Annotated in this window: 20 protein-coding genes; 15 read left to right on the top strand and 5 right to left on the bottom strand. The window is 64.4% G+C overall.

From position 1 onward, the window contains the following. Nucleotides 1-63 precede the first annotated feature (63 nt). On the top strand, nucleotides 64-1074 hold the full coding sequence (locus AC1D1Y_RS11180; protein ID WP_477682406.1) for a Bug family tripartite tricarboxylate transporter substrate binding protein: 1011 nt from the start codon (nucleotides 64-66) through the stop codon (nucleotides 1072-1074). Nucleotides 1075-1155: 81 nt separating this feature from the next. Here the strand turns inward: AC1D1Y_RS11180 and AC1D1Y_RS11175 are convergent, their stop codons facing one another. From AC1D1Y_RS11175 to AC1D1Y_RS11155, 5 genes are all read right to left on the bottom strand, one after another. Continuing rightward, complete coding sequence (locus AC1D1Y_RS11175; protein ID WP_436155132.1) at nucleotides 1156-1470, bottom strand: winged helix-turn-helix transcriptional regulator; 315 nt, start codon at nucleotides 1468-1470, stop codon at nucleotides 1156-1158. 147 nt (nucleotides 1471-1617) lie between these two features. Next, complete coding sequence (locus tag AC1D1Y_RS11170) at nucleotides 1618-2679, bottom strand: Gfo/Idh/MocA family protein (RefSeq protein WP_477682405.1); 1062 nt, start codon at nucleotides 2677-2679, stop codon at nucleotides 1618-1620. 130 nt (nucleotides 2680-2809) lie between these two features. Then, complete coding sequence (locus AC1D1Y_RS11165) at nucleotides 2810-3799, bottom strand: sialic acid TRAP transporter substrate-binding protein SiaP (protein WP_477682404.1); 990 nt, start codon at nucleotides 3797-3799, stop codon at nucleotides 2810-2812. A 166-nt stretch (nucleotides 3800-3965) separates the two neighbouring features. Continuing rightward, a complete protein-coding gene (gudD, locus tag AC1D1Y_RS11160; RefSeq protein WP_477682403.1) occupies nucleotides 3966-5333 on the bottom strand; it encodes a glucarate dehydratase in 1368 nt (455 codons plus the stop codon). A gap of 65 nt (nucleotides 5334-5398) precedes the next feature. Continuing rightward, a complete protein-coding gene (locus AC1D1Y_RS11155) occupies nucleotides 5399-6172 on the bottom strand; it encodes a FadR/GntR family transcriptional regulator (protein WP_477682402.1) in 774 nt (257 codons plus the stop codon). A 225-nt stretch (nucleotides 6173-6397) separates the two neighbouring features. Between AC1D1Y_RS11155 and AC1D1Y_RS11150 the strand changes: the two genes are divergently transcribed. From AC1D1Y_RS11150 to AC1D1Y_RS11085, 14 genes are all read left to right on the top strand, one after another. Continuing rightward, nucleotides 6398-7207: an NAD-dependent epimerase/dehydratase family protein gene (locus tag AC1D1Y_RS11150; RefSeq protein ID WP_477677697.1), complete on the top strand. Its 810-nt coding sequence runs from the start codon at nucleotides 6398-6400 to the stop codon at nucleotides 7205-7207. Nucleotides 7208-7223: 16 nt separating this feature from the next. After that, nucleotides 7224-8114, top strand: coding sequence for an SMP-30/gluconolactonase/LRE family protein (locus AC1D1Y_RS11145; protein WP_477682401.1), 891 nt, complete (start codon nucleotides 7224-7226; stop codon nucleotides 8112-8114). A gap of 67 nt (nucleotides 8115-8181) precedes the next feature. Further along, nucleotides 8182-9153, top strand: coding sequence for a TRAP transporter substrate-binding protein (locus AC1D1Y_RS11140; RefSeq protein WP_477682400.1), 972 nt, complete (start codon nucleotides 8182-8184; stop codon nucleotides 9151-9153). A gap of 121 nt (nucleotides 9154-9274) precedes the next feature. Further along, a complete protein-coding gene (locus AC1D1Y_RS11135) occupies nucleotides 9275-9763 on the top strand; it encodes a TRAP transporter small permease (RefSeq protein ID WP_477682399.1) in 489 nt (162 codons plus the stop codon). An 8-nt stretch (nucleotides 9764-9771) separates the two neighbouring features. Next, a complete protein-coding gene (locus tag AC1D1Y_RS11130; RefSeq protein ID WP_477682398.1) occupies nucleotides 9772-11070 on the top strand; it encodes a TRAP transporter large permease in 1299 nt (432 codons plus the stop codon). A 14-nt stretch (nucleotides 11071-11084) separates the two neighbouring features. Further along, nucleotides 11085-12659 carry a galactarate dehydratase gene (gene garD / locus AC1D1Y_RS11125; protein WP_477682397.1) on the top strand — a complete coding sequence of 525 codons (1575 nt, stop codon included), beginning with the start codon at nucleotides 11085-11087 and terminating at the stop codon, nucleotides 12657-12659. 31 nt (nucleotides 12660-12690) lie between these two features. After that, nucleotides 12691-13794 carry a lactonase family protein gene (locus AC1D1Y_RS11120; RefSeq protein WP_477682396.1) on the top strand — a complete coding sequence of 368 codons (1104 nt, stop codon included), beginning with the start codon at nucleotides 12691-12693 and terminating at the stop codon, nucleotides 13792-13794. 62 nt (nucleotides 13795-13856) lie between these two features. Beyond that, on the top strand, nucleotides 13857-14846 hold the full coding sequence (locus AC1D1Y_RS11115) for a Bug family tripartite tricarboxylate transporter substrate binding protein (RefSeq protein ID WP_477682395.1): 990 nt from the start codon (nucleotides 13857-13859) through the stop codon (nucleotides 14844-14846). Nucleotides 14847-14896: 50 nt separating this feature from the next. Further along, a complete protein-coding gene (garL, locus tag AC1D1Y_RS11110) occupies nucleotides 14897-15679 on the top strand; it encodes a 2-dehydro-3-deoxyglucarate aldolase (RefSeq protein WP_477682394.1) in 783 nt (260 codons plus the stop codon). Between the two features lie 46 nt (nucleotides 15680-15725). Continuing rightward, a complete protein-coding gene (gene glxR / locus AC1D1Y_RS11105; protein WP_477682393.1) occupies nucleotides 15726-16616 on the top strand; it encodes a 2-hydroxy-3-oxopropionate reductase in 891 nt (296 codons plus the stop codon). 89 nt (nucleotides 16617-16705) lie between these two features. Next, on the top strand, nucleotides 16706-17683 hold the full coding sequence (locus AC1D1Y_RS11100) for a Bug family tripartite tricarboxylate transporter substrate binding protein (RefSeq protein WP_477682392.1): 978 nt from the start codon (nucleotides 16706-16708) through the stop codon (nucleotides 17681-17683). A 211-nt stretch (nucleotides 17684-17894) separates the two neighbouring features. Further along, nucleotides 17895-18803: a TRAP transporter substrate-binding protein gene (locus AC1D1Y_RS11095; protein ID WP_477682391.1), complete on the top strand. Its 909-nt coding sequence runs from the start codon at nucleotides 17895-17897 to the stop codon at nucleotides 18801-18803. Further along, nucleotides 18800-19891, top strand: a complete 1092-nt coding sequence (locus AC1D1Y_RS11090; RefSeq protein ID WP_477682390.1) for an aldose epimerase family protein — start codon at nucleotides 18800-18802, stop codon at nucleotides 19889-19891. The genes AC1D1Y_RS11095 and AC1D1Y_RS11090 overlap by 4 nt, the downstream gene beginning before the upstream one ends. Nucleotides 19892-19942: 51 nt before the next feature. Then, on the top strand, nucleotides 19943-20839 hold the full coding sequence (locus AC1D1Y_RS11085) for a dienelactone hydrolase family protein (RefSeq protein ID WP_477682389.1): 897 nt from the start codon (nucleotides 19943-19945) through the stop codon (nucleotides 20837-20839). Nucleotides 20840-20886: the final 47 nt, after the last annotated feature.

Raw genomic sequence — 20886 nt, 5'->3', positions numbered from 1 at the left:
TAAAATAAGATCACTAAGAATTTTAAATGCCATCGAGCATGCCCCCTTCCCCCAGGAGACACGATGAATTCGCCTTTTCCCCACCTGCGGCCGGTTGCCGTAGCCCGCCGCATGTTGCTTGCCGCGACGGCTGCTTTAGCCCTGATCGCGCCCACCGCCCACGGCCAGCCAACCGCGGCCTATCCCAACAAGCCCATCAAGCTGATCGTGCCCTTTCCAGCCGGCGGCGGCGGTGACACGCTGGCTCGCCTGGTCATGCTGCGCGCGGCCAAAGAGTTGGGCCAGCCCATCGTGGTCGAAAACCTGGGCGGCGCCGGCGGCAATGTCGGCAGCGCGGCCGCGGCCAAGTCGCCGGCCGACGGCTACACCGTGCTCTACGGCACCAACGGCACGCATGCCATCAACCATGCGATCTACAAATCGCCGGGGTTCAGCGTGCGCGACTTCGAGCCCGTGACCCAGCTCACGCGCATCGCGGCCATGGTGGTGGTGCGGCCCACGCTGCAGGTCAACTCCATGGCCGAGCTCACCAAATTGCTCAAGGCCAATCCGGGCAAGTACACCTTCGGCTCGGCCGGCAATGGCACGACCTCACACCTGGCCGGCGAGATCTACAAATCGCGCGCGGGCCTGGCGGTGGTGCACATTCCGTATCGCGGCGGCGCGCAGGCCATGACCGACCTGATGGGTGGGCAGATCGACATGATGATCGAGGTGATGCCCAATGCCGCGCCGCAGGCCAAGGGCGGCCGCGTCAAGCCGCTGGCGGTGACGACGGCCACACGGGTCGCGGGCTGGCCCGACCTGCCCACCATCGCGGAGTCCGGCCTGGCCGGATTCGACGTCAGCGCGTGGGACGCCATTTTTGTGCCGGCCGGAACACCGCGCCCCATCGTCAATCGTTTGAACGAGGCGATCCACAAGGCGCTGGCCGATCCCGAGTTGCGCGCACAGCTGCAGTCGCGTGGCGCCGAAGTCGCGCCCGGCACGCCGGAAGAACTCGCCAAACACATCGCGAGCAACATGACGCTGTGGGGTGATGCGGTGAAACGTTCGGGCGCCGCGGTGGACTAGGGCGCCTGGTCGGGCTATAAAAAAAGCGACCGGGGTGGTCGCTTCTTTTTTGCCTGGACGGACAACCGGCCAATCCGCTGTTCAGGGCTTGGGTTTTTTCGTTTGGCTGATCACCCATTTGCCGGCGAAGGCCTGCAGGTCGTTCAGGCGCTTGAGCAGGTCGGCGCCCAATGTGGTGACGATGTAGCCGTCGCTGCCATGGCCGATCAGGCCGGCGGCGCGCAATTCCTTGATGCGGGTGTTGAGGGTGTTGGGCGTGATGTTGCCGACGCTGTCTTGCAAGAGGCGAAAGGTCTGGGGATGGCCGTCCTTCAGAGCCCACAGCACGCGCAATGCATAGCGTGCTTCCAGCAGTTCAAGTAGTTGACCTACCGCTGCATTTTCTTTGGCACTCATCAGCTCGTCTCCTCGGTCACGATTCGGTCACAGGTGTTTATTAAGCAAAAAGCTCTATCGGCGGGAACCAAATATAACGCAATTTCCTGGCTGCTACGAGTTTTATAGCTGAACATGCCCGCCACGTCTGGACGAGGGACTATCGCCTTACATCACGGGAAGCAGGGCCGCCGGATGCAGGGGCACCGTGCCGCCCGACTGTGACGATGCCATGACGGCTTCTATCACCTGCTGCACGCCCAGCGCCGAGCGCCCTGTGACAGCGGGCGCCGTGCCGGTTTTCACCGCGCGTATGAAATCCTGCAGCACTGTTCTATGCGCCGCGTGGTCGAAGGCCATCGGGTCGGCGCCGCCGCCAGAGGCCTGGCGCGCGCCGGCGCTCACGGTCCGGCCGTCCTGAAACGCCGCCCGCATCTCGCCGCCTTCCAGTGTCGCCGTGCCGCGCGTGAAGTTGAGTTCGATGCGCTCGGGAAAGCCCGGGTAGGCGGCCGTCGTGGCCTGCACCACGGCCACCGCGCCGCTGTCATAGTGCAGCAGTGCGGCCACCGTGTCTTCGCCTTCCATGCGGTGCACTGAGCTGGTACTCGCGACGCCCGTCACGCGCGCCGGCATGCCGATGAGGCTCAGCAGCAGGTCCAGGGTGTGGATGGCCTGCGTGATCAGCACGCCGCCGCCATCCCGCGCCAGGGTGCCGCGCCCGGGCTCGTCGTAATAACTCTGCGGCCGCCACCAGCGCACGGCGGCGGTGGCGCTTACCAGCTGCCCCAGTTCGCCCGACACAATCAATCCGCGCAGCGCCACAGCCGCTTCGCGCAGGCGGTGCTGCAGCATGACGGCCAGCGTGACGCCGGCTTGCTCGCAAGCCTCCACCAGCGCGTTGGCGCGGTTCAGGTCGATCTCCAGCGGCTTTTCGACCAGCACGTGTTTGCCCGCGCGCGCAACGCGCTGCACGAGGTCCAGGTGCGTGTTGGGCGGTGTCAGCACCAGTACGGCCTGGATGCTGGTGTCTTCGAGGATGTCTTCCAGACGCGCGGTCTTGCGCGCGCCCGGCGGCAGTTCCACACCCGCCAGCCGCTCGGCGCTGCGGCCGTAGACGCACACAAGCTCGGCTTCGCCGGCCAGGTCCCGCAGGCTGCTGAAATGGGGTGCGGACCCGAGGCCCGCGCCTATGACGGCGATGCGCAACCGTTGGGATTGAAGTGGAGGCATGTCTTGTTCGAGATGTGGGTGCCGGCCGCAAGTGAGCGGCTGCTGGTTTCTGAACGCGATGCGGAAATAAAGGCGAATGGATGGGGAGGGCAGGGCAACCTGCGCAGCCCTCCCGCTTGTTCGCTGGCTTTTACTTGATGGCCTGGATGCGTTCGTAGAGGCTCTTGGGCCAGGGCGCATCGGCGGCGGTCAGCGAAGGCAGCACGGCTGCGGCGAAGGGCGCGCGGTCGACTTTGTTGACTGTCTTGCCCTTTTTCTCGAACTCGGCGACCAGGCGGTTTTCCGCATCGACGATGTCCTGGCTGGCGCGGCTGGAGGCTTCCCACAGCACCTGGTCGAAGATTTTCTTGTCGGCGTCGCTGAGCTTGGACCAGACCGAGCCCGACACGGCGGTGACCAGCGATTCGGTGATGTGGCCCGTCAGCGTGATGTACTTCTGCACTTCATAGAACTTCTTGGCTTCGATGGTGGGCAGCGGGTTTTCCTGCGCGTCGACCGTGCCGTTCTGCAGCGCCAGGTAGACCTCGGCAAACGCGATGGGCGTCGGGTTGGCGCCCACCGCCTTGGGGAACATCACGAACAGCGGCGCGTCGGGCACGCGCAGCTTGAGCCCCTTCATGTCCTCGGGCTTGAAGATGGCCTTGTTCGAGGTCATGTGGCGCAGGCCGTAATAGGTGTAGCCCGCGATGTGCTGGCCGCCCGTCTTGCTCGCATAGCCTTGCGCCAGTTCCTGGAAGATGGGCCCGTTGCGGAAGGCCTGGAAGTGGTTGTAGTCGCGGAACACAAAAGGCGCGGCGGCGATGGACAGCGGCGGGTAGGCGCGGCCGGCAAAAGCGGCGCCGGTGTAGATGATGTCCACGGTACCCAGGGTCAGGCCCTGGTTGATTTCGGTTTCCTTGCCCAGCGACGAGGCCGGGAAGACTTCGACGATGTAGCGGCCGTTGGTCTTCTTTTTGATTTCGTCGGCGGCCCCGACGGCCTGCTTGTGAAAGGACTCCGACGTCTCGTAGACGTGCGCCCATTTGAGTTTGGTTTGCGCGGCGGCGCCGCCCGCGCCCAGCGTGCCGGCCAGCGCCAGGAGCGTTGCGCCCGCAAGGCTGCAAAGGGTTCTGCGTTTCATGTCTTGTCTCCAGATGTTTGTATTGGTGGTGAACGGGTATCGCGGGTGAAAAGGCGCCGGGGTATACCGCCCCCGGGGCGACTGGCTGGGCCGCTGACGCGCCCCATGACAAAAAACAAAAACAAAAAGCCTCCGGGAGCCTCTAAATCCCGGGGAGCTGCCGGCTTTACCGGACCATGCAGGGCATTTTGTTGTTGAAGGTCCAGCCGGGGATCAGGTACTGCATGGCCACGGCGTCGTCGCGCGCGCCCAGGCCGTGCTTGAGGTAGAGCTGGTGGGCTTTTTCCACCTCGGCCATGTCCAGTTCCACGCCCAGGCCGGGTTGTTTGGGCACGGCGACTTCGCCGCCGACGATCTGCAGCGGCGCCTTGGTCAGGCGCTGGCCGTCCTGCCAGATCCAGTGCGTGTCGATCGCGGTGACCTTGCCCGGCGCGGCGGCGGCCACGTGCGTGAACATGGCCAGGGAAATGTCGAAGTGGTTGTTGGAATGCGAACCCCAGGTGAGGCCCCAGGTCTGGCAGATCTGCGCCACGCGCACCGAGCCCTGCATGGTCCAGAAGTGCGGGTCGGCCAGCGGGATGTCCACCGACTGCAGGTGGATGGTGTGCGACAGCTCGCGCCAGTCGGTGGCGATCATGTTGGTGGCGGTCGGCAGGCCCGTGGCGCGGCGGAACTCCGCCATCACCTCGCGGCCCGAGAACACGCCTTCAGCGCCGCAGGGGTCTTCGGCGTAAGCCAGCACGTCGCCGCGGCCCTGGCAGATGCGGATGGCGTCCTTGAGCAGCCAGCCGCCGTTCGGGTCCAGCGTGATGCGCGCGTCGGGAAAGCGCTCAGCCAGCGCGGTGATGGCTTCCATCTCTTCTTCGCCGCGCAGCACACCGCCCTTGAGCTTGAAGTCCTTGAAGCCGTAGCGCTTGTAGGCCGCTTCGGCCAGCGCGACGATGCCGTCGGCGTCCATCGCCGCTTCGTGGCGCAGGCGCAGCCAGTCGTCTTTCTCGTCGGGCGCCGAAGCGTACGCCAGGCCGGTCTGCTTGCGGTCGGCGACATAAAACAGGTAACCCAGCATGGCCACCGAATCGCGCTGCTGGCCGTCACCCAGCAAGGCTGCGACGGGCACGCCGAGGAACTGGCCCAGCAGGTCGAGCAGGGCGCTTTCCACGGCAGTCACGGCGTGGATCGCCACGCGCAGGTCAAAGGTCTGGTTGCCGCGGCCGCCGCTGTCGCGGTCGGCGAAGTTGCTGCGCAGGGTGTTGAGGATCTGGTTCCACGCGCCAATCGACTGGCCTTCGATGAGGGGCGTCGCGTCTATCAGGGTGTTGCGGATCTTCTCGCCGCCCGGTACCTCGCCAACGCCTGTGCGGCCGGAGCTGTCGGTCAGGATCAGGATGTTGCGGGTGAAGAAGGGGCCGTGCGCGCCGCTCAGGTTCAGCAGCATGCTGTCCTGGCCGGCTACCGGAATCACCTGGACGCGGGTGATGCGGGGAGTTTGCGAAGCGGCGGGTGGGGAAACAGGGGAGGCTTGGGGGGCTGGCATACCGGGCGTGTTGTGGGAGGGTTGATAAAGTTGATTTATCAGTTATCGTACAACTCGCCGATTCTTTATGCAACCAGGTTTGTACCCAGGGGTGGGGGAGGCAGCATCTCCGCAGGCTCTCCGGGCGGCTGCATGGTGTGCGCGTTATTGCCCCGGCGCAGCCGTTCGCGGCTGTTGGACAGGTGGGTGCGCATGGCGGCGCGCGCGGCCTCGGCGTCCTGGTTGCGGATGGCGTTGTAAATGCTTTCGTGCTCGCTGTTGACCCGCTGCAGGTAATTGAAACGCCCCTCGGGCGCGGAGTGCGCCGTGTTCACGCGGGTGCGCGGGATGATCATGGTGCCCAGATAGGTCATCAGGTCGGCGAAGTGGCGGTTGCCGGTGGAGCGGGCCACTTCCATGTGGAACTGGAAGTCCGGCGGCACCGCGTCCGAGTCGAGGCTGATGGAGTCGTGGAAGGCGCGCAGGGCGTTTTCCATGGCCTTGAGATTTTCCGGCGTACGCCTCTGGGCGGCCAGGCCCGCGGCCTCGGTTTCCAGGCTGATGCGCAACTCGAGTACCGAGATCACGTCGGCCACGGTGGCGAAGTCCTCGGCCGTGATCTTGAAGTTGCCGGCGTTCTGCGGCTGCAGCACAAAAGTGCCTATGCCGTGCCGGGTTTCGACCAGACCCGAGGCCTGCAGCTTGGACAGCGACTCGCGCACCACGGTGCGGCTGACGTCGAAGCGGGCCATGATTTCGGCCTCGGTGGGCAGTTTTTCGCCCGGCTGCAGGCGGCCTTCGCGGATGCTGGTGGCCAGGCTTTCAACGATCTCGCCCACCAGCCCGCGGGGCCGGCGCATGCGCGGCGGCTCCTCGTGAAAGGCAGGCGTAAGGCCTGCTTCCGGGCGACTAGGGGTTTTCCTTGAGTCCATTAAAAAACCATTGACAAGCTAGGGGGCGAAACCGAAAATTCCGAGTCATCAGACAACCTATGACTGATGCATTTCTAGGTTGACTTTAACAAACTCCAAAAAAAAGTCCAGTGTTTGTCGGATTTATGGCGACACCGGGCCCAGACGTAAAAAATGACCATCAAAGTTCATGAAAAACTGTTGTTGACCGGCGCGGCCGGCGGGTTGGGCAAGGCCTTGCGCGAGCGCCTGAAGGCCAATTGCTCGGTGCTCCGCTTGTCTGACGTCCAGCCTTTCGGCGCCGCGGCGGCCGGCGAGGAAGTCGTCCTGGCCGACCTGGCGGACTCCGCCGCGGTGCACACCATGGTCCAGGGCGTGGACGCCATCGTCCACCTGGGCGGTGTCTCGGTGGAGGGGCCCTTCGGCCCCATCCTGCAGGCCAACATCCTGGGTGCCTATAACCTGTATGAAGCGGCGCGCAAGAACGGCGTCAAGCGCATCGTCTTCGCCAGTTCCAACCACGTCACCGGCTTTTACCGCCAGGACCAGACCATCAACGCCGACCACCCGCCGCGCCCCGACGGCCTTTACGGCCTGAGCAAGGCCTTCGGCGAAGACCTCTCGCGCCTTTATTTCGACCGCTACGGCATTGAAACCGCCTGCGTGCGCATCGGCTCTTCCTTCGCCGAGCCCAAGGACCGCCGCATGCTGGCCACCTGGCTGAGCTTTGACGACCTGCACCGCCTGATCACCGCCTGCCTCACGACGCCGGTGCTGGGCCACAGCATCGTCTTCGGCATGTCCGACAACGCCGTGACCTGGTGGGACAACAGCCGCGCGCGCCACATCGGCTACGTGCCCAAAGACAGCTCCGACATCTTCCGCGAGGCGGTCTATGCCCGCACGCCCGCGCCTGACCTGAAGGACCCGGTGGCCCAGTACCAGGGCGGCGGTTTTGTCGTGGCCGGCCCCTTCGGCGACTGAGCATCGCTCTATATATATGAGTGAAGCTCAAGCCGAACTGGTCCTGGATGCGCGCAACGGCGTGGGCGAAAGCCCCGTCTGGGACGCGGCTGAACAGGCGCTTTATTGGGTCGATATTCCGGCGCGCCGCTTGTGCCGCTGGAGTGCGGCCGATGCCGTGCTGACCGAATGGCTGGCGCCTGAAATGCCCGCCTGCATAGGCCGCCTGGGCGCGAAGGACTGGATCGCCGGCGCCGAAAGCGGCGTGTTCCGCCTGAGCCCGCGGGCCGGCGGCGAACTCGGCTTTGACCGGCTCGCAAGCGTGACCCACGCTCAGGCCGGCATGCGCTTTAACGACGGCCGCTGCGACCGGCAGGGGCGTTTCCTGGCCGGCACCATGCAGATGAACATGGCCGCGGGCGCGCGCGTCGGCAACGTCTACAGCTACCAGGGCAACGGCCTCAAACTGCTGCTCGAGGGTTTCATCACGCCCAACGGCATGGCCTTCAGCCCGGATGGCCGCACCATGTACCTGTCGGACTCGCACCCTTCGGTGCAGTCGGTCTGGGCCTTTGATTACGACACCAAAACCGGCATCCCGTCGAACCGCCGCCTCTTCATCGACATGAACCCGCTGCCCGGCCGTCCCGACGGCGCGGCCGTCGACGCCGACGGCTGCTACTGGATTTGCGGCAACGACGCAGGTCTCATTCACCGCTTCACGCCCGCCGGCAAGCTGGACCGCTCGCTGGCCGTGCCCGTGAAGAAGCCCGCCATGTGCGCCTTCGGCGGTGCCGGGCTTGACACCCTGTTCGTGACATCGATACGCCCCGAAGGTGTCGATCTATCTGACCAGCCGCTGGCCGGCGGTGTGTTCGCGTTGCGCCCCGGCGTTCGCGGGCTGCCCGAAACCGCGTGCCTGTATTAAAAGTTCCTGCTACCCCTTTCCCGCTACCCGCTACCCGCTTTCCACCACCAACCTTAGAGGATGAGACATGAAGATTAAAAAAACATTGTTTGCCGTAGCCGCCGCCCTGGCACTGATGCCGATGGCAAGCTTTGCCACCGAGTTCCGCTCGTCGGACATCCACCCCGACGGTTATCCCACTGTCGAGGCCGTCAAGTTCATGGGTGAGCGCCTCAAGGTGCTGACCAACGGCAAGCACAGCATCAAGGTGTTCAACAACAGCGCACTCGGCAGCGAAAAAGACACGATCGAGCAGACCAAGATCGGCGCCCTGGCGATGACGCGCGTGAACATCGCGCCGATGAACAACATCTGCCCCGAAACGCAGGTTCCGACCATGCCTTTCCTGTTCCGCTCCAAGGATCACATGCGCCATGTGCTGGACGGCCCCATCGGCGAGCAGATCCTGGCTTCGTGCGCGCCTCAGGGCTTTATCGGCCTGGCGTATTACGACAGCGGTGCGCGCAACCTGTACACGGTCAAAAAACCGGTTCGTTCGCTTGCCGACGCGAAAGGCCTGAAAGTGCGTGTTCAGCAGTCGGACCTGTGGGTTTCGTTGCTGGAAGCCATGGGCGCCAATGCGACGCCCATGCCGTTTGGCGAGGTGTACACCGCGCTGAAGACGGGCCTGGTTGACGCCGCCGAAAACAACTACCCGTCGTATGAAAGCTCGCGCCATTTTGAAGTGGCGAAGTTTTACTCCATCACCGAGCATTCGATGGCGCCTGAGATGCTGCTGTTCTCCAAGCGCACCTGGGACGGCCTGAGCGCTGATGACCAGAAGGCCCTTCGCCAGGCGGCCAAGGAGTCGGTGCCTTACATGCGCAAGCTGTGGGACGAGCGCGAGGAAAAATCGCTGGCTACCGTCAAGGCCGGTGGTGCCGAGATCATCCAGGTTGACAAGGTGTCTTTCCAGAATGCCATGAAGCCTGTTTATGACAAGTTCATCACTGACGCTGCGCTGAAGAGCCTGGTCAAACGGATCCAGGACACCAAGTAAGTCTTGATCTCGCGCCGGCCGTTTGCGGCCGGCGCGTTTTACGGCGGTTCTTGCCGCTTGCAAATTTTTTTTGGTTTTCTCAGGTTTTCTCTGGGGCGGCTTTTACGTCCGCACTTTATTTATGTACACAAAAATTTGTCGCGGGCTCGCCCGGACTTGCATGTGGCTGGGAATTTTCGGCCTTGTGGCGGTGATATGCGCCGTCAGCTGGCAAGTCTTTGGCCGTTATGTCCTGAATAACACCCCCACCTGGGCGGAGAGCCTGGCCTTGCTGCTGGTGTTGTATGTCACGATGTTCGGAACGGCTGTGGGCGTTCGCGACGCCGGCCACATCGGGCTGGAATCTTTTCTGGTTCTCGCGCCGGAAAGCCTTCGCCTGAAGATGGAGTACCTGATCCACGCGCTGGTCATGCTGTTCGGCGCCGCCATGGCCTACAACTGCGCCTCGCTGGCGGAGTCCGTGTGGAGCTACCGTTTGCCCACCCTGTGGATTTCCGAGGGATGGCGCTATGTTCCCGCAACGATTGCGGGCGTTCTCATTGTGATGTTCTCCATTGAACACATCATCGCGCTCGCCAAGGGCCAAGAAGTCGAACCGGCCTGGGGTTAAGCAACATCATGACAATTCCATTACTCATTCTCTGTATTTCCTTCACGCTGTTCCTGCTGCTCGGCGTGCCGGTGGCGTTTTCCATCGGCCTGTCCGCGTTGGCCACGCTGCTGTATGAAGGCCTGCCGCTGGCGGTCGGCTTCCAGCAGATGACCTCCGGCATGGGGATCTTTTCTTTCCTCGCGATTCCGTTTTTCATCTTCGCCGGTGAGCTGATGCTTTACGGCGGTATTGCCGACCGCATCGTGAACCTGGCGCGCAACCTGGTCGGCCATGTGCGCGGCGGCCTGGGCATGTCTAACGTGGTGGCCTGCACCCTGTTCGGCGGCGTTTCGGGTTCTCCGGTGGCCGATGTGTCCGCCATGGGCGCCGTGATGATCCCGATGATGAAGAAAGAGGGCTACCACGCCGACTACGCCGTCAACGTGACGACGCATGCGGCCCTGGTGGGCGCGTTGATGCCGACCAGCCACAACCTGATCATCTATTCGCTGGCTGCCGGCGGCAAGGTGTCGATTGCGGCGCTGATTCTGGCCGCCCTGGTGCCCGCCGCGATCCTGACCATCTGCAATCTGGCGGCGGCCTACCTGGTCGCCGTGAAACGCGGTTATCCAGCCGGCAGTTTTCCGGGATGGGCGATTGTTGCGCGCTCGCTCGCCGCGGCGCTGCCGGGCCTGATGATTGTCGTGCTGATTCTCGGCGGCATTCTTTCGGGCATCTTCACCGCCACCGAATCCGCCGCCGTGGCTGTCCTGTACGCGCTGGCCCTGACCATCTTTGTGTACCGTACCCTGAAGTGGGAACACTTCATCAAGGCCGCCTCCAAAGCCGTCAAGACGACCGGCGTCATCCTGCTGCTGATCGGTATTTCCAGCACCTTCGGCTACCTGATCAGCCTCTACGGCGTGGCCGAGCTGACCGGCAAGATGCTGTCCGAGATCACAACCACCCCGTGGGTGATCTTCCTGCTGATCAACATCATCCTGTTCGTGCTGGGCACCTTCCTGGACATGGCTGCCACCATCCTGCTGTGCACGCCGATTTTCCTGCCGATCGCCCAGCATTACGGCATGAGCTCGGTGCAGTTCGGCATCGTGCTGCTGATCAATTGCGCGCTGGGCCTGAACACGCCGCCGGTGGGCACCACCCAGTTTGTGGGCTGCGCCATAGGCGGGGTGTCCGTGGGCACCGTGATGCGCACCATCTGGCCGTTCTACGGCGCGCTGATCTTCGCGCTCGCACTGGTCACGTTTATTCCCGCGTTCTCCATGTGGCTCCCGAGCCTGTACATGGTGGTCGGTAAATAAAGGAATCGCACGCCATGGCCGCACCGCTTCACATCCGCATGCACCCTCGCGACAACGTCGCGATCGTCGCCAACGACGGCGGCCTGCCCGAGGGCAGCGCCTTCGCGGACGGCCTGCGGCTCATGGAGCGTGTGCCCCAGGGCCACAAGGTGGCGCTGGTGGACTTGCCGCAAGGTGCGGCGGTGCTGCGCTACAACGTGCCCATCGGCTATGCGCTGAAAGACATTCCCGCCGGCAGCTGGGTGCATGAGCGCCTGCTGCAGATGCCCGACGCGCGCTCGCTGGACAACCTGCCCAAGGCGACGGTGCGGCCCGAACCGCTGCCGGCGCTGGAAGGCTATACCTTCGAGGGCTACCGCAACCCGGACGGTTCGGTCGGAAGCCGCAACATCCTGGCCATCACCACCACGGTGCAGTGCGTGGCCGGCGTGGTGGACTTCGCCGTCCAGCGCATCAAGGCCGAGCTGCTGCCGCGTTTCCCCAACGTCGACGACGTGGTGGGGCTGGAGCACACCTACGGCTGCGGCGTGGCGATCGACGCGCCCGACGCCATCATCCCGATACGCACCCTGCGCAACATCAGCCTGAACCCCAACTTCGGCGGCGAGGTCATGGTGGTCAGCCTGGGCTGCGAGAAACTGCAGCCCGAGCGCCTGCTGCCGCCGGGCAGCATACAGATCATCGACGAGCGCAACGTGGCCGACGTGGGCATGAGCGCCGAAGCCGCGCTGGACGTGGTCTGCCTGCAGTCCGAGAATCACGTCGGCTTCATGTCCATGATCGACTCGATCATGGAGACCGCCTTGCTGCACCTGGAGCGGCTCAACGCGCGCAGGCGCGAGACCGTGCCTGCCAGTGAACTGGTGGTGGGCGTGCAGTGCGGCGGCAGCGACGCGTTTTCCGGCGTGACGGCGAACCCGGCGGTGGGTTTTGCCACCGACCTGCTGGTGCGCGCCGGCGCGACGGTGATGTTCTCCGAAACGACCGAAGTGCGCGACGGCATAGACCAACTGACCTCACGGGCCAGCACGCCGGAAGTGGCCGAGGCCATGATCCGCGAGATGGCCTGGTACGACGCTTACCTGCAAAAGGGGCGCGTGGACCGCAGCGCCAACACCACGCCTGGCAACAAAAAGGGCGGCCTTTCCAACATTGTCGAAAAGGCCATGGGCTCCATCGTGAAATCCGGCAGCGCACTCATCAGCGGTGTGCTCTCGCCCGGTGAAAAGGTCAAACAAAAAGGCCTGATCTACGCCGCGACGCCCGCCAGCGACTTTATCTGCGGAACGCTGCAACTGGCCGCCGGCATCAACATCCACGTGTTCACCACCGGCCGCGGCACGCCTTACGGGCTGGCGGAAGTGCCGGTGATCAAGGTGGCCACGCGTACCGACCTGGCGCGGCGCTGGCACGACCTGATGGACATCAACGCCGGCCGTATCGCCGACGGCGACGCCACGATTGAAGACGTCGGCTGGGAACTGTTCCAGTTCATGCTGGATGTGGCCAGCGGCCGCAAGAAAACCTGGGCCGAGCACTGGAAGCTGCACAACGCGCTGGTGCTGTTCAACCCGGCGCCTGTGACCTGAGCCGTCCATCAACAACAAAAGGAGACAGACCATGAACATCGTTCCCTCAAATTCCCGCGCGCTGCGCCTGGCTTTTCGGCTGCTGGCGGCGGCAGGCCTCGCGGCCGCCGCCGGTGCTGCTTCCGCCGCCACCTGGGTGTACGTGTCGAATGCCGACAGCCAGGAAATCTCGGTGCTCGAGCTGGACCGTGCCCAGGGCACGCTCAAGCCGGTGGAGACCGTGAACGTGGGCGGGGCCGTGATGCCCATGGCCGTGAGTCCCGACAAACGCTTCCTGTATGCCGCGCTGCGTTCCCAGCCTTTCCGTGTCGTGAGCTTCGCCATTGACGGCGCCAGCGGCAAGCTGCGCAAGCTCGGCGAAGCGTCGCTGGCCGACAGCATGGCCAATATCGACACCGACCTGACGGGGCGCTGGCTTTTCGCGGCGTCCTATCCCGGCCACAAGATCACCGTCAACGCTATCGACAAGGAGGGCAAGGCCGGCGCCATCCAGCAGCTGATCCCCGGGATCGCGAATGCGCACGCCATTCATGCGGATTCGGCCAACCGTTTCGTGCTGGCCACCAGCCTGGGCAACGACAACGTGACCAGCTGGCGCTTTGACGCCGCCACCGGTGTGCTCTCGCCCAACGATCCGGCGCTGACCGCCTCCGCCGCAAAATCCGGCCCGCGCCATTTTGTCTGGGACAAGGCGCAGCGCTTTGCCTACCTGCTCAACGAGCTGGACGCGCAGCTCCAGGTGTTTGCCTGGGATGGCGGCCGCGGCACGCTCAAGCTGCTGCAGACCCGAACCACGCTGCCGGCGGGTTTTGCCGGCAAGCCCTGGGCAGCCGACCTGCACCTCACGCCCGACGGCCGCTACCTCTACGCGTCCGAGCGCACGTCCAGCACGCTTTCAGCCTTCCGTGTCGATGCCGCCACCGGCTTGCTGGAGCCCCTGGGCCAGACGCCCACCGAGAAGACCCCGCGCGGCTTCGCCATCGACGCTGCGGGACGCTACCTGATCGCGGCGGGCCAGGACTCGCACAGCGTGTCCGTGCACGCCATCGACGCCGCGACGGGCGCGCTGGGCACGCCGAAGCGGCTGCCCGTCGGCAAGAACCCGAACTGGATTGAAATCGTCGAGATGCCCTGAGAGGCCGAACAGTCCATCCACTCACCCCGACACAACACAACACACCTGAAGGAGACACCCTCATGCAACGCCGTATCCTGCTCACTACCGCGCTGGCCGCCGTGGCCGGCCTTTCAACGCTGACCGCATTCGCCCAGGGCAATTGGCCTACCGGCAAGCCCATCACCTACCTGGTGCCCTTCGCCGCCGGCGGCACCACCGACGTGCTGGGCCGCCTGATCGGGCAAAAGCTCGGCACGGCGCTGGGCACCACGATCATTGTCGACAACAAGCCCGGGGCGGGCGGCAGCGTCGGTTCGGAAGTGGGCTCACGCGCCGCGCCGGACGGCTTCACGCTGGTGGGCGGCACGGTCAGCTCGCATGCGATCAACGTGAGCCTCTATCCGAAAATCGGCTATGACCCGATCAAGTCCTTTGCGCCCGTCACACTCATCGGCACCAACCCACTGGTCCTGGTGGTCAACCAGGCCAGCCCCTACAAGACCCTGAAGGACGTGCTGGAGGGCAGCAAGGGCAAGTCCGGCGGCCTGTCGTCGGCCTCGGCCGGCACCGGCACCTCGCAACACCTTTCGCTGGAGTTGCTGGCCTTCCGCTCCGGCGTGAAGTTCACGCACATCCCCTACAAGGGCAGCGGCCCGGCCATCCAGGACGTGATCGGCGGGCAGGTGGACATGATGTTCGACACCAGCGTCGTGGCGGCACCGCACATCCAGAGCGGCAAGCTGCGCGCGATCGCGGTGACCTCCGCCACCCGGCTGGCCTCCATGCCGGACGTGCCGACGGTGGCCGAGTCCGGCTTGCAGGGCCTGGCCAACTTTGAAGTGCTGTCCTGGCAGGCCATCTTTGCGCCGGCGGGAACGCCCGCGCCTGTGGTCGACCGCCTGCACACCGAGATCGCCCGCATCCTGGCGGAACCTGAAATGCAGGGAAAGCTCAAGGGCTTCGGCATGGAGCCGGCCAATATGACGACGGCGCAGATCGCCGCTTTCCAGCGCGCCGAAGTCGCCAAGTGGGCGCAGGTCATCAAGGCGGCGAACATCAAGGCCGAATAACGCGGCATGCCCGCACGCTGATTCCAACAGAAACGTAAAAGCACATCACCATGACACAAGCAACTCCCTACCAACCGTTTCCCAACAGCTTCAAGCGCGACCTGTTGGCCGGAAAAAAGCTGATCGGCTGCTGGTCGTCGCTGGCCAATGCCATCACCACCGAGGTGCTGGGCGTGGCGGGCTTCGACTGGATCCTGCTTGACGGCGAGCACTCGCCCAACGATGTGGGCACCTTCATCCCCCAGCTGATGGCGCTCAAGGACAGCCCCAGCGCGCCCTTTGTGCGGCCCACCAGCAACAACGAGGTCGAGATCAAACGCCTGCTGGACGCCGGTTTCTACAACTTCCTGGTCCCCTTCGTCGAAAGCGCGGACGAGGCGAGGCGCGCGGTGGCCGCCACGCGCTACCCGCCGCAAGGCGTGCGCGGCGTGTCGGTATCGCAGCGCAGCAACCGCTACGGCACGGTGCCCGAGTATTTCAAGGGCATCAACGACCAGATCTGCGTCGCGTTGCAGATCGAAAGCAGCGCCGGTGTCGCGGCTTCGCGCGCGATTGCCGAGGTCGACGGCGTGGACTGCATTTTTGTCGGCCCCTCCGACCTGGCGGCCGGCCTGGGCCACCTGGGCAACGCGGGCCATCCGGATGTGCAAAAAGCCATTGCCGCCGTGTTTGCGAACGCCAAGGCCTGCGGCAAGCCCACGGGCATCCTGGCCCCGGTGGAAGCCGACGCGCGGCGCTACATGGAGATGGGCGCCACCTTTGTGGCCGTGGGCAGCGACCTCGGTGTGTTCCGCTCTGCGACGCAAGCCCTGCACGACCGTTACCGCGCCTGATGGGCGCCATCGTTTCCGACTGAATTTTTGACTGGAGTATTTTGAAATGAGCAAGCTTGGATTTATCGGCCTGGGCATCATGGGCAACCGGATGGCGGCGCACCTGATCGCCGCAGGGCACGAAGTTTTCATGACCACCCTGGGCAAGGTGCCCGCGGAACTGTTGACGGGCAAGGGCAAGGCCTGCGATTCCATCACCGACGTGGTGAAACAGGCCGACATCATTTTCCTGATGCTGCCTGATACCCCCGACGTGGCCAAGGTGCTGTTCGGCGAAGGCGGCGTGGCCGGCGCGCTGACCAAGGGCAAGACGGTTGTCGACATGAGCTCCATCTCGCCGATGGACACGAAAGAGTTCGCCAAAAAAATCAATGCCCTGGGCTGCGACTACCTTGACGCCCCGGTGTCGGGCGGCGAAGTCGGCGCCAAGGCGGCCAGCCTCACCATCATGGTGGGCGGCCCGCAAGCGGCTTTCGACCTCGTCAAGCCGCTGTTCGAGCTGATGGGCAAGAACATCACGCTGGTGGGCGGCAACGGCGACGGCCAGACCTGCAAGGTGGCCAACCAGATCATCGTGGCGCTGAACATCGCGGCMGTSGGYGAAGCCCTGCTGTTYGCCAGCAAGGCCGGCGCGGACCCGGCCAAGGTGCGCCAGGCGCTGATGGGCGGCTTTGCCTCCTCGCGCATCCTGGAAGTGCATGGCGAACGCATGATCAAGCGCACCTTCGCACCCGGTTTCCGTATCGGCCTGCACCAGAAGGACCTGAACCTGGCACTCAGCGGTGCGCGCACCCTGGGCCTGGCCCTGCCGCAAACGGCGGGCGCCGCCCAGTTGATGCAGGCCTGCGCCGCCAACGGCATGCAGGACCTCGACCACTCCGCACTCGTGCGGGCGCTGGAATTGCTGGGAAACCACGAAGTCGCGAAGTCGGCGTAAGCAGACAGACAGGCGCGCACGAGGGGCCCGAGAGAGGCTCCCGGCGCGGCGGAGGGGTAACCGCTTTTGTGAACATTCAGGAGACAAGCATGGCTATCAATCGACGAGAACTTATCGCGGCTTCATTGGCCGTGGGTGTGGGCGCCGGCACCGGCGCCGCCAACGCCCAGGCCGAATGGCCGTCCAAACCGATACGCCTGGTGGTTCCTTACCCACCGGGCGGCTCTTCGGACATCATTGCCCGCGCCATCGCGCAGCCTTTGTCCGAAGCGCTCAAGCAGTCGGTCATCGTGGACAACAAGGCCGGCGCCAATGGCAACCTGGGCGCAGACATCGTGGCCAAGTCCGCGCCCGACGGCTACACGCTGCTGCTGTGCGACACCGGCGCGCTGGCCATCAGCCCTTCGGTCTACCCCAAGCTGAGCTTCGACCCGTCCAAGGATTTGCGTGGCGTCACCATGCTGGCGTATTCACCGCACCTGCTGGTGGTCCATCCCTCGGTGCCTGTCAGCAACCTCAAGGAACTTGTGGCGTTGTCGCAAAAGACCGAGTTGAATTTCGCAGTGACGGCCATGGGTAGCGCGCCGCACCTGGCCGGCGTGGCCGTCGAACGGGCCAGCAAGGCCAAGTGGCAGTACATCCCCTACAAGGGCGGCTCGCAAGCCGTCAGCGACACCATCGCCGGGCAAACGCAGATCCTGATGAACGGCATGCTGGCCACCTTGCCGCATGTGCAAAGCGGCAAGCTGAAAATCCTGGGCGTCTCCAAGAGCACGCGCATGCCGCTGATCGGCAATGTGCCGACGCTGGCGGAGCAAGGCCTGGCGAACTTCGAGTCCGGCACCTGGCAGGGCCTGCTGGTGGCCAACGGCACGCCGGCGGCCATCATCAACCGCCTCAACAATGAGCTCATCAAGATCATCCGCAGCCCGGACATACGCGCCAAGCTGGCGGGGCAGGGCGCAGAGGTCGTGACCATGACGCCGGCGCAGCAGGATGGCTTCTTCAACCAGGAACGCAGCCGCTGGGCCAAGGTCGTCTCGGACGCCAACATCAAGTTAGACTGAAGAGTGTTTGCGTGAATTAGTGGTGATATCGCCGCTTGTCTTTGGACGGCGGCGAATCATCCGTGTGAACATCCGTAAAGGGATTCAAACACTGACAAAATACGAGCCAGCCCGTCAGAGGCGGCCGTTACGACCTATCCAGGAGACAAAATTGCGTATATCTTTCAAGGGGCTTTTATGCCTCTCCTTCGCGCTATGCGCGAGTGCCTCGATGGCCCAGACCAAGCTGCGGGCCTGGAACATCCACCCCGATGGTTATCCGGTCTCGGAAGCCCTGAAGAGTTTTGTGGAACAGGTCGCCAAAAGCACCGGCGGCCGCTACAACATCGAGCTCTTCAACAACGGCTCGCTGGGCGACCAGCCCAAGGCAGTGCAGATGCTCAAGAGCGGCGAGATCGACGTGGCCGAGTTCAGCTCCGGCCCCCTGTCGGACGCCGTGCCGGGCATCAAGGTGCTGAACCTGCCTTTCCTGTTCACCGATTCCGCGCACATGTTCCGTCACCTGGACGGCAAGCTCGGCGAGCGGTTTTCCGCCAACCTGAAAACCGCCGGCTTCGTGGTGCTGGGCTGGTATGACGGTGGCGGCCGTTCGTTTTACTGCGTCAAGCCCGTGAACAACATCCGCGACCTGGCCGGCATGAACATCCGGGTGCAGCAGTCCGAGGTCTACATCGAGATGGTCAAACTCATGGAAGCCAAACCGGTGGCCTTGCCTTTCAAGGAAGTGCTGGGCGCGCTGGAGCAGGGCAAGGTTGATTGCGCCGAGAACAACCTGCCTTCGTATGAATCCACCGGGCACTACAAGGTCGCCAAAAACGTCTACATGACCAACCACGTGATCTCGCCCGAGGCGCTGGTGGTGTCGACCAAACTCTGGGACAAGCTCAGCAAGGAAGACAAGGCCGCGTTTAGCGAAGCCGGCGCCAAATCCGCCATCCTGATGCGCGAGCTCTGGAACAAGCGTGTCGCCGCGGCGCTGGAGACCACCACCAAACAGGGCTCGCAGTTCGTCAAAGTCCGGGATGCCTCGCCCATGGTCAGGCGCATGGGGCCGCTGTACGGCAAGTACATGGCCGACCCGACCACGCGTGAAGAACTGCTGACCATCATTGCCAAGTGAGCGGCGAGGACTTTCCCCTGTTGCTGGATCCCTCGCGCTTCGCGCGCGAGATCGACGGCAAGCCGGTCAGGCTGTTCACGCTGCGCAACCGCAGCGGCATGGTGGTGTGCGTGACCAACTACGGCGCCAAGATCGAACAACTGCTGGTGCCCGACCGCGAGGGCCGCCTTGACGACGTGGTGCTGGGTTACGACAGCATCGAAGGCGTGGTGGGCGGCTCGCCCTCCGTGGGCGCCTTTGTCGGGCGTTATGCCGGGCGTATAGAAAACGCGCGCTTCAAACTGGGCGGTGTGGAACACCAGCTAGCCGCCAACAACGGCCCGCACTGCCTGCACGGCGGCCTGCGCGGCTCACGCTTCCAGGTGTTCGATGCGGTGCAGCACAACGATTCCAGCGTGGAGATGCGCTACGTGTTTGCCGACGGCGAGGAAGGTTTTCCCGGAACACTGGCCTTGAACCTGACGTACAGCGTGACGGAAGAAAACGAACTGGTACTCGATTACGGCGCGGTGGCGCTTGATGCGCCCACCGTGGCCAATTTCACCACGCATGCCTTCTTCAACCTCGAAGGCATGAACAGCACGCTGAGCGGCAGCGCGCTGGGGCATGAAGTCATGATCAACGCGAGCCGCTATTTCGGGATGACGCCCGAGCTGATCGCCACGGGCGAGCTGTTGCCGGTGCAGGGCACGCCGTTTGATTTCCGGCAACCGGCGGTGCTGGATACGCGCGTGCACGGTCCGCAGGCCGCGAGCGGGGTCGCGGGATATGACGACTGCTTCGCGATCGACCGCGGCGCCGCAGGTGAGCTGGCGCTGTGCGCGCGCGTGCGCGCCCCGGCCGGCGGCCGCGTGATGGAGGTCTGGTCGACCGAACCCACGATGCAGTTCTACACCGGCATGGTGGCCGGTGAAGCGCTGGCCGGCGGACCGGGCAAAGGCGGCAGGCGCTATGTGCAGCAGCAAAGCCTGTGCTTTGAGCCACAGGGCTATCCAAACGCGCCCAACATAGCCGCCTTTCCTTCGGCCGTCCATGCGCCGGGGCAGGGCCGCCGGGGCCGCACGCTGTACCGCTTCAGCACCTCCTGAAAAGCTTGCGCATGTCAGAATGCATCGGCAACAAACAACAAGGAGCCGGACATGCAAGGGTGGAAACTGGGATGTTGGCTTGGGGTGATGTGGGTGGCGCAGATCGCGAGCGGGCCTGCCTGGGCCCAGCAGCCCGAGCGTGTGCCGCCGCAGGTCGTCAAACTGCCCCTGCTGGTCGACGGCAAGCAGTTTGAGGTCGTCACCCATGTCTACAAACCCCCCGGCGAAGGCCCGTTTCCGCTGGTGATCTTTTCCCATGGGCGGGCCCCTTCGCGCGTCGACAGGGCCAAGCTCGAATACCCGGTGCTGGTCGGGCATGCGAACTACTGGCTTCACAAGGGCGTTGCGGTGATTGCCCCGGTGCGGCCGGGTTATGGCGATACCGGCGGGATGGACCGGGAAGACTCGGGCGCGCGCTGGAACGGCAATGTCTGCAGTGGCGAGCCCGACTTCACGCGCGTGGCCAGCCGGGCCGGCCAGACGGTGGTCGCGCTGCACCAGTGGGCGCTGCAGCAGCCCTGGGTGCGCAAGGACAGGCTGCTGCTGGAGGGGCAGTCGGTGGGCGGTATGACCACGGTGTCGGTCGCCGCGCTCAACCTGCCGGGCGTTATTGGCGCCGTCAATTTCGCCGGCGGCTCGGGCGGCAATCCCGAGTCATCGCCGACCAAAAGCTGCGGACCGGAAACCTTGCGCAAGACCTATGGCGAACTCGGCAAGCTGGTCAAGGTGCCCAACCTGTGGCTGTATGCCGAGAACGACCAGTACTGGGGGCCCGAAGCACCCCGCCAGTGGCACGAGGCCTTCAAGGCCGGCGGCAGCGACACGCAGCTTGTCCAGACCGGGCCGGTGCAGGGGCATGACGGGCATTCGCTGCTGACCTACGGCGGCAAGATGTGGTCGGTGCCGCTGGACGCCTTTGTGCGCAAGGTGGGGCTGACCGCGCCCTGAGTTTGCGCCAGGCATAAAAAAGCCCGGCGCTTTGCGGGCCGGGCTTT

This window comes from Polaromonas sp. P1_G1 (assembly GCF_056405595.1).
The sequence above is the reverse complement of the archived record's forward strand: the minus strand, read 5'-3'. Positions and strand labels throughout refer to the sequence as shown.

Coding starts and splice junctions, on each gene's coding strand:
- AC1D1Y_RS11085 (WP_477682389.1), top strand. CDS start 19,943: ATGCAAGGGTGGAAACTGGGATGTTGGCTTGGGGTGATGTGGGTGGCG.
- gudD (WP_477682403.1), bottom strand. CDS start 5,333: ATGCCAGCCCCCCAAGCCTCCCCTGTTTCCCCACCCGCCGCTTCGCAA.
- AC1D1Y_RS11100 (WP_477682392.1), top strand. CDS start 16,706: ATGGCTATCAATCGACGAGAACTTATCGCGGCTTCATTGGCCGTGGGT.
- AC1D1Y_RS11150 (WP_477677697.1), top strand. CDS start 6,398: ATGACCATCAAAGTTCATGAAAAACTGTTGTTGACCGGCGCGGCCGGC.
- garD (WP_477682397.1), top strand. CDS start 11,085: ATGGCCGCACCGCTTCACATCCGCATGCACCCTCGCGACAACGTCGCG.
- AC1D1Y_RS11115 (WP_477682395.1), top strand. CDS start 13,857: ATGCAACGCCGTATCCTGCTCACTACCGCGCTGGCCGCCGTGGCCGGC.
- AC1D1Y_RS11145 (WP_477682401.1), top strand. CDS start 7,224: ATGAGTGAAGCTCAAGCCGAACTGGTCCTGGATGCGCGCAACGGCGTG.
- AC1D1Y_RS11120 (WP_477682396.1), top strand. CDS start 12,691: ATGAACATCGTTCCCTCAAATTCCCGCGCGCTGCGCCTGGCTTTTCGG.
- AC1D1Y_RS11165 (WP_477682404.1), bottom strand. CDS start 3,799: ATGAAACGCAGAACCCTTTGCAGCCTTGCGGGCGCAACGCTCCTGGCG.
- AC1D1Y_RS11175 (WP_436155132.1), bottom strand. CDS start 1,470: ATGAGTGCCAAAGAAAATGCAGCGGTAGGTCAACTACTTGAACTGCTG.
- garL (WP_477682394.1), top strand. CDS start 14,897: ATGACACAAGCAACTCCCTACCAACCGTTTCCCAACAGCTTCAAGCGC.
- AC1D1Y_RS11180 (WP_477682406.1), top strand. CDS start 64: ATGAATTCGCCTTTTCCCCACCTGCGGCCGGTTGCCGTAGCCCGCCGC.
- AC1D1Y_RS11095 (WP_477682391.1), top strand. CDS start 17,895: ATGGCCCAGACCAAGCTGCGGGCCTGGAACATCCACCCCGATGGTTAT.
- AC1D1Y_RS11130 (WP_477682398.1), top strand. CDS start 9,772: ATGACAATTCCATTACTCATTCTCTGTATTTCCTTCACGCTGTTCCTG.
- AC1D1Y_RS11170 (WP_477682405.1), bottom strand. CDS start 2,679: ATGCCTCCACTTCAATCCCAACGGTTGCGCATCGCCGTCATAGGCGCG.
- AC1D1Y_RS11135 (WP_477682399.1), top strand. CDS start 9,275: ATGTACACAAAAATTTGTCGCGGGCTCGCCCGGACTTGCATGTGGCTG.
- AC1D1Y_RS11155 (WP_477682402.1), bottom strand. CDS start 6,172: ATGCGCCGGCCCCGCGGGCTGGTGGGCGAGATCGTTGAAAGCCTGGCC.
- AC1D1Y_RS11140 (WP_477682400.1), top strand. CDS start 8,182: ATGAAGATTAAAAAAACATTGTTTGCCGTAGCCGCCGCCCTGGCACTG.